Here is a 14,184-nt window from a genome sequence, read left to right as displayed (position 1 = left end):
CATCTCTTGAAACTGTGAAGTTTCATTTCTCTCAAATTTTTCATAACATACTAACGTAGAAAAAGGGCTGCCGGTCAAATGACTGACAGCCCTTCATCTTTTTCTTATGCTTCCGCCAATTGAAAATGCTTTCTTCAATCGGTCAAGCTTTCTTCAATCGGATATACAACTGATAAATACTTGGAACAAGGATGCAGAAGGAGAATACAATGCCTTCCACCATCAATCGCTCGTTCCCATGGAACAAGTCTATCAGTTTGCCGTCAGCCATCCAAGGCATGAGATTGAACATGAAATAAGCTACTGTATTGTTCACCCAATGCAGGATGATTCCCGGAATAATGCTGTCCGTACGATAATACATCCATCCCAAGAAGAGCCCAATGACAAAGGCGTGTACGCCCTGAGCGATATTCCCATGCACTGCAGCAAAGACCAGAGCAGAGAGGGCTATGGCAATCCAGTGCCATTTCTGATGAAACAGTTTGAGCAAGACGCGGAGGACCCCGCCTCTGAACACCATCTCTTCTGCAAGAGGCGCAAAGATACCGATGGCGACATAGCCCCAAGGATTCTTCATCACACTGTCAAAGAGTTGACCGTAGTTCTCGGGCATCACCAGATTCAATTTCTCATCCAGCCATTCGGCGGGCAGGATTGTACCCAAGGTCAGCATAACCACCCAGATCATCACCCCCCATGGCTTTGACTGTAGGTAAGTACGTGATACCGGCGCCCATTTCAGGCAAGAGAAGAGGACGATGGTGATGACACTGCTGAGGGCAGTAGTGATGGCGATGAGCGCCCCCTGATGCCCCGCCGTGATACCTGATATCACCTGCTGGAAAGTCAGATGACTGTTGTGGGCAACTATTTCAGCTCCTGCCATCTCAACGATCACTTGGATCAGAAAGAAGACAACAACAAACTCTACGACATTTAAGATTCCTCTTGTAGTCTTACTCATTTTCTAAATCTTTATCAAATTGTTCATTGACCATTCTACGATCCTCAAAGAGTTGATCCTGCAACGCTTTCACGCTAGGGAATTTCTTGTCTTCACGAATCCTGTGCATTAAACTGACGAACAATTTCTTACCATAAATATCGCCTTCAAAATGAAAGATATTCACCTCTAAAGTCAGATTCCGTCCATTAAAGGTGGGTCTTGTCCCGATATCCATCATCGACCGCATATATACCACAGACCCTTCTATTCTGGTCATCACGGCATATACGCCTTGTGCCGGTATGAGTTGGTCATGACTCCCTGAGTCAAGATTTGCCGTAGGGAAACCCAGTTTACGGCCTTGTTGGAAACCTCTTACCACTCTTCCAAACAGGGTGTAAGGATAACCCAGGCAATGATTGGCAAGTTCCACCTCACCGTCTTTGAGCAATGAGCGTATGACTGTAGAACTCACATTCACGCCGTTCATGACAAAAGCCGTACTCTTCAACACCTCTATGCCGAGTTGCTGACCGTATTTCACATATTCATTAAAGCCTTCTGCACGGTTATGTCCGAAACGGTTATCGTATCCGATAAAGAGTTTCTTGACTTTCAGTTTATCCCTGAGCACCTGAGCCATAAAGTCATAAGCCGACAAACTTGCCATCGCTTTATCAAAATGAAGTACGACAGTATGGTCTATTTCCGTTTTGGAAAGAAGGACAAGTTTCTCGTCCAGCGTACTCAACAACTGGGGCTGATAATCGCTTTGCAGGACCTTACGGGGGTGCTGGTCAAAAGTGATGACCAACGACTCTAGCCCCTCTCTTCGGGCATCATCTACAACCTGTTTGATCAGAAACTGATGGCCACGGTGCACACCATCGAAAAAGCCGATAGTGGCGACACAGGGTTTCATCGCCTGCAGATGATGATTATTGTCTAAATATATTGTATCCATTATCAACGACCGCTACCTATTATCCGATTCCAGAAAATTCCCTAAAAGAGCGAGCCAACTGTGTTCATTTGTATCATGGAATGTCTTCAGTCCAACTTTGGCAGCGCCTTCGAGGTTCACTTTCGTATCGTCTATGAAAACTGTCTCAGAAGGTTGAATCCCTGTCTGATCCAGTACACTCCGGTAAATTTCTTCAGACGGTTTGACGAGTTGCATCTGATAAGACAGGAAGCATTTCTCGAAATAATCATTCACAGTATGTTTCCCGTCATCGAAGAAATCTCTGACACAGTAATTCCAGTGCATGACATTGGTATTGCTGAGCAGGAAGAGATGATACCCTTGACGACGAAGTTGCAGGAGATGCGCTTTTTTGGCAGACGGGATACCGGTCAGCAGTTGGTTCCAAGCCCACACGATTTTCTCGTCAGAGCACTGGATGTCCGCAGTCAGGCGAACTTTATCACAGAACTGTTTCTGATTGATCGCTCCCGTCTCTATATCCAGAAAAAGGTCTTCCGTCAGATGTTCCTGGACATAATGGGCAATGCTCCCTGCACCGAGACTTGTAAATGCATCCACACACCTCTGGACATCCAAGCCAACGAGCACACCGCCCATATCAAAGATAATATTCTTAATTTGATTCATTTCTAAACTGTTTATGTCTCCCGCTTTATCGCTCTGCTCCTCTATACAGCGGCAGCGGCACGTCTCCGCTTGATCCTGTCAGCCAGTCTTTCGAATATACGTCCGATTTCACCTACCCAGAGGACAACAGAGGTCGAAAGGATAATGATCAGCCATTCCTTTAATGACATCGGTTCAGTCCGGAACATCGTACTACCGAAAGTGACGATCAGCCACTGCCCTACCAAGATGATCAGCAAGACCCAAAGCATTCCTTTATCAGCAAAGAACTGGTAGAAAGCCGAATGCTTGCTTCCCAATGCCTTTGCATTGAAGAGGTTCCAGAACTGGAGCATAACGAAGGCGGTAAAGAACCAGGTCAACTCGTGTACACTCACGCCACTCTCCGGGCCGCGCCTTACACACCAGAGGAGGAACAGGAACATCATCAGGGAAAAGACAAAGCCACAAGCCAATATACCTATTCCTATCGGTTTGGAAATGATGAAACTGTCGGGATCTCTCGGTTTTTCCTTCAACACCTCAGGAGAAGGAGGCAGAGAAGCCAGCGCCATGGCTGCAAAGGTATCCATAATCAGATTGACCCATAAGATCTGAGTCACCGTCAACGGCATCTGGGTACTGACCACAGAACCTACGAAAACTAGCAGCAATGCCGTCACATTCACTGTCAGTTGGAAGAACAGGAACCGCTGTATGTTCTTATAGATCGATCGTCCCCACATCACTGCACTGGCGATGGAACTGAAGGAATCGTCGATCAGGGTGATATCCGAAGCTGCTTTTGCGACAGATGTACCGGACCCAAGTGAGAGTCCCACATGAGCATAGTGCAGAGCGGGGGCATCATTGGTGCCATCGCCCGTTACGGCAACCACTTCTTTACCTTTCTGAAGGAGTTCTACCAGCCTTTGCTTGTCAGCAGGTCTTGCCCTGGACATGACCCGAAGCGTTTTGGCACGTTGGAAAGCCTCATCATCCGGCAGCGCCTCCCACTCAGTACCGGTAATCGTATATGGAGACAGATCAGTACCGGGTTTGATATCATCAAACAAGTGGATCTGCCTGCCTATTTCTACAGCAGTAGCGGAAGTATCACCGGTGACGATCTTCACCGTTATTCCGGCATCCTGACATTTTCTCACAGCCTCAGGCACATCTTTTCTGACAGGATCAGAAATTGCAGTCAGTGCCTGTAAGGATAAATGGACCAGCAAATGGTCTACGCTTGTAGCCAACGGCTCTTCCTCTGATTGCCCTGCAGGAATCTCCTTATAGGCAAAAGCGAGTGTTCTCATCGCCCGGTTCTGATACCCCAGCAGCCTTTCGCCTGCCGACTGGCGCTCTGCATCGCTCAGGTCACACATGGCCAGAATCCGCTCCGGGGCGCCTTTGACAAACACATAACGGTGATTGTCGAAAGAGGCAATGGTAACCATATATTTTCTTTCTGTTGAGAAAGGCATCTGATCTTCAACCTTCATTTGCTTTCTGAGGTTCTCATACCCGTAGCCTTCTTTTTTCATCCAAAGCAACAAGGCAACTTCCGTAGGGTTTCCGATACCTTTGTTCCCATTCAACTCCGCCGTAGAATTGGCGGCAATGCCATGCACCAATAACTCTTTCTCATTTTCACCTTCGGGCAACTGGACCGTTCGGGAAGATTCAGGATGACAAAGGTACATCTCTCCTACGGTCATCTTGTTTTCCGTAAGGGTACCGGTCTTATCTGTGCAGATCACTGTCACGGCTCCCATCGTCTCACAGGCATGGAGTTTCCTGACCAGATTGTTCGACTTCAGCATCCGCCTCATATTCAAGGCTAAAGCGAGGGTCACTGCCATAGGCAAGCCTTCAGGGACAGCCATTACAATAAGGGTCACAGCCATCATGAAATAGTTCAGAACAATCTGTGCCAGATAGAAATAATCCTTTGAACCCCAGGCCGGATTTGTCAGAATATCATGTACCAGAAAGATGACAAAGGCGGCAACGGCAATCAAAGAACCGATTTTGGAAATCAGAGAAGCCAACTTGGTCAATTGGATGTTCAGCGGGGTCTTCACGGAGGTTTCAGCAGTAGTGAGTTTGGAAACTTTTCCGATCTCTGTCGCATCTCCTACAGCCGTGACTATCGCTTCCCCTCTCCCACTCATCACCATAGAAGAACGAAGGATCACGTTTCTTGGGAAAGCTGCAGCATCTTTAGAGTCCTTTTCTTCCTCGGCCTCAGCAGACTTGGCTGCTACCGGTTCTCCGGTCAACTGCGACTCATTGATCTGCAGGTTCTGAGAGAAAAAGAGTTTACCGTCTGCAGGGATCTCGTCACCGGTTTCAACCAGAATGACGTCCCCGACGACCACATCATATCTTGGGATCTCCATCACCTTTCCATTTCGGCGAACCTTCACAGGTTGTTCTTCACCTAAAGCAGTCAGAAGGTCAAACTTATGCGCTGCGTCACGCTCAAAATAGAAGCCTACGGTAGTAGCAAAAAAGATAGCTACAAATATTCCTATCGTCTCTACGAAATCATTCTCAAGGAATCCCAAGACCAGGGAAATACCGGCAGCTACCAGCAATATCTCAATAATAGGATCTTTGTATTTATCCAAATACAGTTTCCACATCGATACCTTGTGAGGAGGGGTTAAAAGATTCTTACCAAACTTCTCACGATTCTCCAAAACTTGCTTGTCGGTCAGGCCATGGGAATTATAATTCCCGTCTTTCTGGTTATTGTTCATATTCTATACCTAAATTATGCGCAAAGTTAATGAAAATCCAACGAATGAACTGGCTATCCTTATGATTTAACATCATCAACGTTTATCTTTCTCTTGGCAGAGTCCTGCGACATCATGCTCAGAAGATCCCATCGCTTTATTTCCAATTCCCGATAGTTCGGAAATGATCGGGGCGTCATTTGCCATGCCTTACCCTTTCCTTCCATCGCTGCTGTTCCTCTCCATCAGGCATCAAAGGCAGCAGTTTTTCCACCTCTTCCAACAATCCGATACTACGCAAAAGCGCGAGAAAGTTGCCGAAGGTAATATTTTTATCTTCACCCTTTTCAAATTGGCTGATTGTAAAAATACTTACCCCTGCCTTTTCCGCGACATCCCGTTGAGTTAGTTGAGAGAGTACTCGGTATCTCTTAAACCGACGGCCAAGATCTGCGATAATCATCGAATTCAATTTCGCATAGATATCATCCTCTTCTAACATAGCAGCAAATTATGCCTGATCGATAAATAGTAACTTTGTATGATAGTCATTGCAAATATAGATATTTCTCTATTTAAGACCAAATAACGAGTCAACTATTTATACAACTTTATTTATTTTTTGAATCCTATTAACGGCTTAACCTTTAAGTTGATCCAAAATCCGTCATGAACACCAAGAGCGGAACGAAGATTCAGAAGATGCCAAAGGCGAGTGATTCTTTCTCCTGACGCCGGTCTAACTTCAATATTTTCCCTAAATAATTTGCGAAATAGCTGGAAACATTGTATCTTTGCACACGAAAATGACCTTGGTTATTTTCACGGACTTGTAGCTCAGTTGGTTAGAGCAACAGACTCATAATCTGGAGGTCATAGGTTCAAGCCCTATCTGGTCCACACTGAACATCAAGGAGTTACAGAAATTCTGCGACTCCTTTTTCTTTTATTTGCGAACACATTGCGAACACGGGGCAATCATAAAGGGGATACTGATAGTGAATTATAGTTTTATAATTAGTCTGAATTCTTATCTTTACGTAAGATTGGTGATGATACTACGAAATTTACCCATTTATATTTATCCTTATATATTTTCTCAATATTGTCAGCGGCATTTGAAGCAAATAGGCCTAATCCTCCAAAAGGAACTAATTCTGGATGACGATAAAAGGCTCCTAATGATAGAGCACCGGAAATAACTCCAACAACTTTAGACCAGTGATCAACCCTTTTAAAGACTTTATATATATTTTTTTGGACAGCTAGTGCTTCTATTCGTACATCATGAAGGAGAGATTCGCCGTCAATATCTAATCCAGACTTAAACTTTTCTTCCGTTATTTTATCCATTATTTCACATAACTGTCTGATTTCATCGCAATTTCGAAGTGACAATAAATGAGTAATATTTTTCTCAATTTTTGGAAGATAATTGTTGCTACATTTTTGATAGTTTATGCATTTAACGCAATGTTTCGAATCTTCCAGGACATATTCTGGCCAAATTCTAACTTGAGGCACCAACACATTTAGAACTTCAGTTATTGAACTGCCTTTTGCTCCTACATTTAAATTAGAATTGTATTTGAGGTTAATCAATAGTTGTAAGTAATACATCTCTTCATCTGATAAAGTGAAGCTTGCATTATGCTTGTAAGATAAAGATAGTGCTGCATATAAGCTCCATAATCGAGGCTCACAGTATGAATAATCACCAATTTTAAGAAGATGACTATCTTCTTTACTGGTTTCAATACCGTTATGTATTTTTATTAAGCCAAGATCATATTCTATTTGTTCATATATATTTTCCGCCTGTTGTTCCGTTATTTCTTTATCGTTTATTTTCCTTACTAATCCGGCGTCATCCAACATGTTGTAAAATAGTTTGATTACTTGTCCGATTTTGGTATCCTTTTTATGATATTCCATTATAACATCCCATACATGATTTGTAACATAGATTTTATCAATCCACAATAATGATGATGTATTACGAAATAACCATGAAATATCAATATTACAAGCCTGACAAGCTCCTGTGGGATTACCTAATGCTAGCCCTGACTGAAAATAATTCTTCATTTTTAATAATCTTTTATATCTTCTTTTGTATTAACATCTGAGGATTTCGATAGAAAAGTACATCTGTCTTGTTGAGAATTGTTACGGGCAATATAGCCATTTCCTAAAGATTATCCATAGACACAAGAATGGTCTTGATTCCATTCTCAGATAGTAGAGAGACACAATCACTCAAGTTGGGCACCGTTCCACGCTACCCCGATAGGGATGTTGCTAATAACTTCTTATACAAGTTTCAGATTACAACTTAAGACTAACGATACAATAGCAGAAAAGACGACAAAACCGATATCGAAGAGTTGTGTAGTATAAAGCATAGCATGATCTGCACCGTTACATCCAATCGTATCTAACATTATCGTTTATACAATTCATGATGAAACTCCTGTTCTGCCTTCTTTAGTATATTTACATATTCTTCATATTTCCCCCCGAATAGTCCCTCTTTGATCGGTGGCCATTCCTGCTTTAGAACATCAGCGGATTTATAGAATTCTGTAAATGAATCTTGTCCGCTAAAATCTTTCCCTACATGATTCACAAAGTCACCATCAAGGAAAAAAGGTTCCATTAGCTTACCATCTTGACGATAAAAAAACATTAAGGATTCCATCATCTCCCATTTGTCAAATTCATTTTCAAAATCATCATCCGAATAAAATTCCTTTTTAAAGTGGGAGTTGAGCTGTTTCTTAATAAAGAAACTTCTTGGAAATTTATAATTTCGATTCATAAGACTTTTTAATGTCTCATCTAAAAAAAGAGGTGCACCTAAAAGCTGCAAAATATTTTCAGGATGTGATCCTAAGAAATTGTATGGTGGAACTTTTGTCTTAAACAATTCATTCAGAGCCTTAAATTTACTGTTCTTTACCAAAGAAAATCCTAAGGCATTAAAAACTAATACTGCCCCAATAGAATGTAAGTAAGAAGTATCTAGAACTTCTCTCATTCCGTTAAAAAATTGTCTTAAGCACAACTCAACAATACATTTAGTCAATGCTTGTATATGATAATCTTTACCATACTTACCAGCAAGTATGCTCATATCTATTAAATTACTGACTGCCTTTTCATGCAAAGAAACATAGTGATCAAATTTCTCCTTTGTAAGTTCAAAGTCATAGTGTGCTTCTTTAAGGATAGCTGTTTTTGCCAAATTACACTGTTCTCTAACAAGATCATCATATTCTATACGGTAGACATCACTGACCAAATATTTCTTAGTTCGGGCCAGAATGATATCTTTGGACATTGATTTGCTTATATCGGCTTTTTCTAGTGAAGCAATGCCATCAAATAAATTGCTGAATAATGTATTGGCACTATCTACTTTCAAAAACTCACCTTTACGATTAATGGCAAGTCCTTTTAAGTTTTCGTTTACAGTGCAATCCGTAAAGAAGGAATTATATCTTGAAACTGGAGCTTTTTTCAGAATCTCAATCAAACCTGTGTCCCATTTAGCCGACCAGCCGGAAGAGATAACACCAAAATCAGAAAAAATCCTTTGCAGAAAAGATTGAAAGGCCTCCGGGTAGTCTGAAAGCTCAGCTTCCGTATTTCTGAAATTGCAATCACCCATATCACCATTGATTTTAACTATGGTCACTCCTGGATAATGAATAAGAGGAGTTGCAGTCTTTATATCGTTCTCATTTTTAATCACTTGACAATGAACTTGAGCATCTTCAAGAGCATTTTCCATTAGTTGGTCAAAATTTGTTGTCAGGATAACCTTAATATATCCCTCTTTTGCAAGGTTAGCGATTTTACGATGAGCTTGTGTTGGCAACTTATATCCTAACTTCTTTTCTTCTTCACTCGGCTCAAAAAAGGGCCGCATGAGCTGTACTCTTTCTGTTGATGTCTTAACCAACCTGCTAAGTAGAGATGTGTAAGTAGCTTTTTCATTATATTTGATTTTATACCAATTATGCCAATCTGGTGCCTCAGAAACGCCATTGGTTATCGCAAATTTTTTAATCAACTCTTCTTCAATACCCCATCCAGATTTAATATGAGCAGGGACGGAAATACCAGAGCCTAATAATAAAGCATAAGCTCCCTTGTTGGTATACATAGATACCGACAATGTCGTTAATTCAATGTTATCCATATTTTTCTGTTTTAAAGTCTTTAATGATCAAAGAATAGAATGATTTTAAGTCTTTATGATGTGATATCTTTTCCTTTCGTAAAGCTGATAGTGAAAGCACGGCAACGGCGCTCGCTCTGACGGATAGAACCTAGAGAGAAGCGGTCGTATTTCTCATAGATATCAAGTCCACGGGAAAGGAGGATCTTCCATCCATTATCCAAGAGTATCCAGCGGTCATGATCTGCCTTGAAATCGTAGGTAAAAGTAATACCCAGAGCTTGCAGTTCGTCACTGATACCATTGAAGATTTCAGTCATTTCCGGAATTTTGTCTTCCTCATTGGCCGTACTCAAGTGGATAGTCAGTTCTTCAGGTGTCAAACTGACTTCACGGATAGTCTCTACAAGTTCGAGAAAATTATCGACCTGAAATGGAGCCCGTATGTAAGGATCAACAATGTCGATCTGACGGGCCGAATGCAGATAATCACCGAACAAGGATTGATAGGTTACTCCCTTTTGATTCATCCGGATACTTTTCATTCCTTCACGAAGTATAGGAATCCTAGGACGGGGCATCTTGCTTTCTGTACCTTCCTGACCAGCCACTTTTGCCTGCTCATTTCTATCAGACTGTGTTCCAGACTCCCCCTTTCCTTCTTCTCCAAGTTCCGCATACTGTGGATTTTCAACCTCCTCCAAGGTCGTCACCTTTACCGTTTCATCTGTTTTCAGATTGACATACTGGAATTTTGCCGGCTCAGCCCGGAAAGTCTCATCAATCTTATAGAGTTGGTCTTTCACCCTCTTACGCCCCTCCGCAGCGAAATCGACTAATTCGTAGGCTTCTTCATCCGTAATATTCCCATCCGGGTAGAGTAATTTCATCATGCCCGAAAAAGCCTTTCGTATAGCCAGGTGATCACGCTCAGAAAGAGAACCGTCAAACTTGGCATATTGGTCCATGACAGCAGTCCAGTCTGTATTCCGTAATTCGTGCAGAATGGCTGCAATGTAGTCCGTGATCAGTCCATAGCCCTTAGAAAAACTATTCTTCTTCAATATCTGAATTTCCCATCCCGGATTATAGAGATGAATACGATCCAAAAAGGCTCCCTTGATGAAGGCTGTGGGAATGGACTCAAAGAGATGGCTGTTCTTCAACATAAACGGTACGGTATGCTTCGTGTTGCCGACAAATACCATAGACGCACTCGCCTCATGCGTAGCTTTCCCCCGGTTAAAACTCTTGTTGGCCAGATAATTCTGCATCGTATCAATCAGCACGGGATCCACATTACGCCCCTTCTGCTGTTCAAACTCATCCAATGCCACGACATCCCAGTAGCCGACCAGCCCCAGGATTTCATTATTCCCAGACATCTTCACGAACAACCGGGCAGAAGTGACATCTCCTCCACTGACCAGCACCCCATAAGGAGACAACTCCTGAAACACATGACTCTTCCCCGTCCCCTTAGGTCCCAGTTCCATAAAGTTGAAGTTGTTCTCCACGTGCGGCAACAGGCGAGCCAGCGTGATCAACTTCTCCCTTCGGTTCATCATCTCCGGATTCAGGCCGATGGTATGGACGAGCAGATCCATCCATTCATCAGTCGTGAATTTCTGTCGTTGCTCGATATATTCTTCCTTATCGACATTAGAGATCTGTATCGGTTTCAGGCTCTGGATCTCCCAGCGCACCTTCAAGTCCTCTCCATGATTATACCCTACCGTAACAATGCACCACACCCCATTTCCACTCAGCAATTTGGGATTTTTCATAATGTATTCCGTACCGATAGGCACATTCGAAATGCCGAGATTAGCAAAAGAAGCATGGTATTCATCCTCTTTTTCGTTCAGGACAACACTGATCTTATCAATGATCCGATGCTTTCCATGTTCACGGATAATTCCTTTCACCGTCTCAGCCTCAGCCCGATGAACATAATTATTCTGAATGACCGTCTTCACCTTCTCAAGACCTTCTTGAATTACCTCTTCATCATCACTGGCACAATACTGTCCCAACAGATATTCCAGAACATAAGTAGGTACGGGCAGACCACCCTTGACCTGAAAGGCCAGATCCTTACGGACCACTTTGCCGATAAAGGCATCCATTATCTTCTCTTGCAGACTCATACGCTAAAAATCAAAATCGTTTTCTATTAGAGTATTATTGGTTACATTTTCACTGATCAGCGGATTAATCTTGTCATGCACATCATAAACCTTCAGTTGGAAAATCTTCGACTTCACCTTCTTGTTCAAAGTCAGATCCACCAGAATTTTCCTATTGTCTAACAAAGTATCCGTCATGTTCAAGACTATTTCCTTGATTGGAGTAACCGGTTGACCATTGGAATAAAGCGCACAAGTAATCGTCCGCTCCCTTTTCTCCATTGAGACAGCATCCGTCTGCAACAAATTGAACCGCAGACGAGAAGACTGGACAGAGAGATGATGCCCGAGCAGCATTACCCCCACTGGTTGTTTGGTATCATTCCGCTCGTAAACACTGTCAATAACAGGCACCAGTAATTCCTGGAGCGAGGCTCCTCCATGCGCAAACTGATAACCTCCAGAGGGCGCAGCAAAACGGTTTGAGCCTTCCGGAACAGCCACATCAACCTTATCCGTATCCATTGCAGAAACCTCATTGAGCTTAAATTTCATGACATCTTTAACCTCTTCAGATGAATGTGTCAAGTAATACCGAGTCTTGCTTTCGATACAATCATCAACCACCTTTTGCTTATCCTTTTCCGCAAAAGAAATATCATTGAACAAAAATCCATGATCACTAGTCACAAAGACTTCCGTCACATTATATGTTTCATGAATCTTATGTACCAGCATTTCCAATTCTTTAATCGCTTTCCGACAACTATTTACCACATCTGCCGCAGAAGCATCATGACTTTTTTCATCTATTGTGTTGTGCATGACATATACCAAAGAATGTTTGAAGATTTCACGGTTCTTCTCCTGATCATAGGCTGCCACTTCCTGATAATCCACACAAATAGCATTTTCATTATACTGGGCTAAATGAGCAGACCGCTTTGCCGTAGAATTCAGAATTTGATCGTCCACCAACATATTGATTTCATCCTGCCCTTTACAGAGTTGCAGTTTCCGATGAGGCAATAAAGCCGGTTTGCAGAATTTCGTTTCCGTGGGCAGCATGGCCAGAGCGACATCCAGATGTGCGAAATGCTTCCGTTTAGCCAGTTCCTGCATTAAATCCTGTGCCACCTCATATCTGAGCGCATCACTGACAATGACCGCAATCTTCTTATTGGCCGGTTTTACCTTTTCCTTGTAGAAATTCTCCTGCCGCATTAAGTGGACCGTATTCATACCTCCAGCCTCACGCAGACATTTCGTCCATTCCAGATTCAGCAGATTAGTCCACTTCGCATAATGCCGATCCAACCGTTTCTTAGCCGCCTGCAAGGTATCAAAGAGTTTTACTGACGGATCCACCTTAAAGTAAGTCTCCAGCGACTGCCGGTAGAGTTGGTCTAAAAGATAGTAGTCCTGTTGGTAGGCCGTCACATAATCATCCGGAATATTCAGCGTAATTGAACCTATTGACAAGACTTTCTCATAATACCTGGCCATCTGCACGGCCGTATCCATCACAAGCTTCATCGGACCGTTATCTCCCCGGCGCATCATCAACTCCTGCAGACGCTGAAGCGCCACCTCTGGCTCCGTTTCCAGTTTCTTGTCTAATAACGTCTTGACGATAGGTACACACAAACCATCCGGCACATAATAATAATCCGCCTCTGGACCATACCACCGGATAATCTCCGCATCCCGGACATCCCCTCCGAGATCGTCCAGTAACTCATCCAGAGCCAACGCCGTATCTTTCTGTCCGGCAGCCAATTCCAGCATGCGGTTCATCTCTTCCAGAGCCAGGGCATCCTTCATACGATATGGACTGTAACGATCGGCCTTTACAGGAGCTAAATTCTGCGTGATGGCATTGTATTTGAATCTTTCTACAATATTCTTAACTTTCTCCTCCGTATTGTCATCGTACCCCACTCCAAAAATATCCTTCCACTTCCGTTGCAACTTTTCCTGCACGATCTGATTTTTCCGCAGTTTGGTATAGAAGTCCCTTCTCTTTTGTCCCCCGTCTTCACAACTTAGAAAGAGAACCTGCAAAAGAATAGAATCCCAGTCCAATATCCTCTGCTTTCCCAGGAAATGACTCAAGAAAGCTCGTACAGCCATATCTTCCGTAATAGTATGATCCCGATAATAAGGTTCCAACAACTTCATCATCTTAGATGTCTGGAGCTGTTGGATATTTTTCTCCACGAAGCGAGCCATCTGACGGGGAATATCATACTGCTGCATAAACGCCTCCGTGTCCTGACTATGGAATTCCATGTTTGCGACCAGAACATCCATCAAAGGAAAAGACTCCTGAAGCGATTTCTGCTTTAACGGTGATTCCTGGTGAAACTGCAGGATCACCTTCTTCCCTGCCCAGTCATGATCCAGATGATATTTGGTCGTAAACCAGTCACCCTTAAAGTCTACATAACGATACCCCGCCGGCCAAACCACATCCTTCAGTTCAGCCTCAATGAAATCATCTCTGAAAATGAACAGCACCCGCAAGTCGTGGTCCCGTTCAAAATAATTCAATATCTTGTCTTGTAATACGGTCATTT

The 14,184-nt window shown here is 42.9% G+C and carries 10 protein-coding genes and 1 tRNA gene; 1 reads left to right on the top strand and 10 read right to left on the bottom strand.

Going from position 1 to position 14,184, the window contains the following annotated elements:
* Positions 1-142 precede the first annotated feature (142 nt).
* From NG821_RS06965 to NG821_RS06945, 5 genes are all read right to left on the bottom strand, one after another.
* Positions 143-967 carry a CPBP family intramembrane glutamic endopeptidase gene (locus NG821_RS06965; RefSeq protein ID WP_252760938.1) on the bottom strand — a complete coding sequence of 275 codons (825 nt, stop codon included), beginning with the start codon at positions 965-967 and terminating at the stop codon, positions 143-145.
* Positions 960-1,913 (bottom strand): bifunctional riboflavin kinase/FAD synthetase, encoded by a 954-nt coding sequence (locus NG821_RS06960; RefSeq protein ID WP_252760937.1) that lies wholly within the window; start codon positions 1,911-1,913, stop codon positions 960-962. Before NG821_RS06960 ends, NG821_RS06965 begins: the two co-directional genes overlap by 8 nt.
* A 12-nt stretch (positions 1,914-1,925) precedes the next feature.
* Positions 1,926-2,564: an HAD family hydrolase gene (locus NG821_RS06955; protein ID WP_252760936.1), complete on the bottom strand. Its 639-nt coding sequence runs from the start codon at positions 2,562-2,564 to the stop codon at positions 1,926-1,928.
* 41 nt (positions 2,565-2,605) lie between these two features.
* Positions 2,606-5,311, bottom strand: a complete 2,706-nt coding sequence (locus NG821_RS06950) for a calcium-translocating P-type ATPase, PMCA-type (RefSeq protein WP_252760935.1) — start codon at positions 5,309-5,311, stop codon at positions 2,606-2,608.
* 175 nt (positions 5,312-5,486) lie between these two features.
* On the bottom strand, positions 5,487-5,792 hold the full coding sequence (locus NG821_RS06945; RefSeq protein ID WP_252760934.1) for a helix-turn-helix domain-containing protein: 306 nt from the start codon (positions 5,790-5,792) through the stop codon (positions 5,487-5,489).
* A gap of 324 nt (positions 5,793-6,116) precedes the next feature.
* Here NG821_RS06945 and NG821_RS06940 point away from each other — a divergent pair.
* A tRNA-Ile gene (locus tag NG821_RS06940) sits at positions 6,117-6,190 on the top strand.
* A gap of 117 nt (positions 6,191-6,307) precedes the next feature.
* On the opposite strand, the gene NG821_RS06935 is transcribed toward NG821_RS06940, so the two are convergent.
* From NG821_RS06935 to pglZ, 5 genes are all read right to left on the bottom strand, one after another.
* A complete protein-coding gene (locus NG821_RS06935; RefSeq protein WP_252760933.1) occupies positions 6,308-7,378 on the bottom strand; it encodes a hypothetical protein in 1,071 nt (356 codons plus the stop codon).
* Between the two features lie 224 nt (positions 7,379-7,602).
* Positions 7,603-7,734, bottom strand: coding sequence for a hypothetical protein (locus NG821_RS12600; protein ID WP_262921868.1), 132 nt, complete (start codon positions 7,732-7,734; stop codon positions 7,603-7,605).
* Positions 7,734-9,497: an SIR2 family protein gene (locus tag NG821_RS06930; RefSeq protein WP_252760932.1), complete on the bottom strand. Its 1,764-nt coding sequence runs from the start codon at positions 9,495-9,497 to the stop codon at positions 7,734-7,736. Before NG821_RS06930 ends, NG821_RS12600 begins: the two co-directional genes overlap by 1 nt.
* Positions 9,498-9,550: 53 nt before the next feature.
* The gene (gene brxL / locus NG821_RS06925; protein ID WP_252760931.1) at positions 9,551-11,626 is read right to left on the bottom strand and encodes a BREX system Lon protease-like protein BrxL; all 2,076 of its coding nucleotides are present in this window, start codon (positions 11,624-11,626) and stop codon (positions 9,551-9,553) included.
* A gap of 3 nt (positions 11,627-11,629) precedes the next feature.
* A complete protein-coding gene (gene pglZ / locus NG821_RS06920; RefSeq protein WP_252760930.1) occupies positions 11,630-14,182 on the bottom strand; it encodes a BREX-1 system phosphatase PglZ type A in 2,553 nt (850 codons plus the stop codon).
* Positions 14,183-14,184: the final 2 nt, after the last annotated feature.

Origin of the sequence: Segatella cerevisiae (genome assembly GCF_024054555.1) — a bacterium.
GTDB lineage: Bacteria > Bacteroidota > Bacteroidia > Bacteroidales > Bacteroidaceae > Prevotella > Prevotella cerevisiae.
This window is presented reverse-complemented; position numbering and strand designations above follow the sequence as displayed.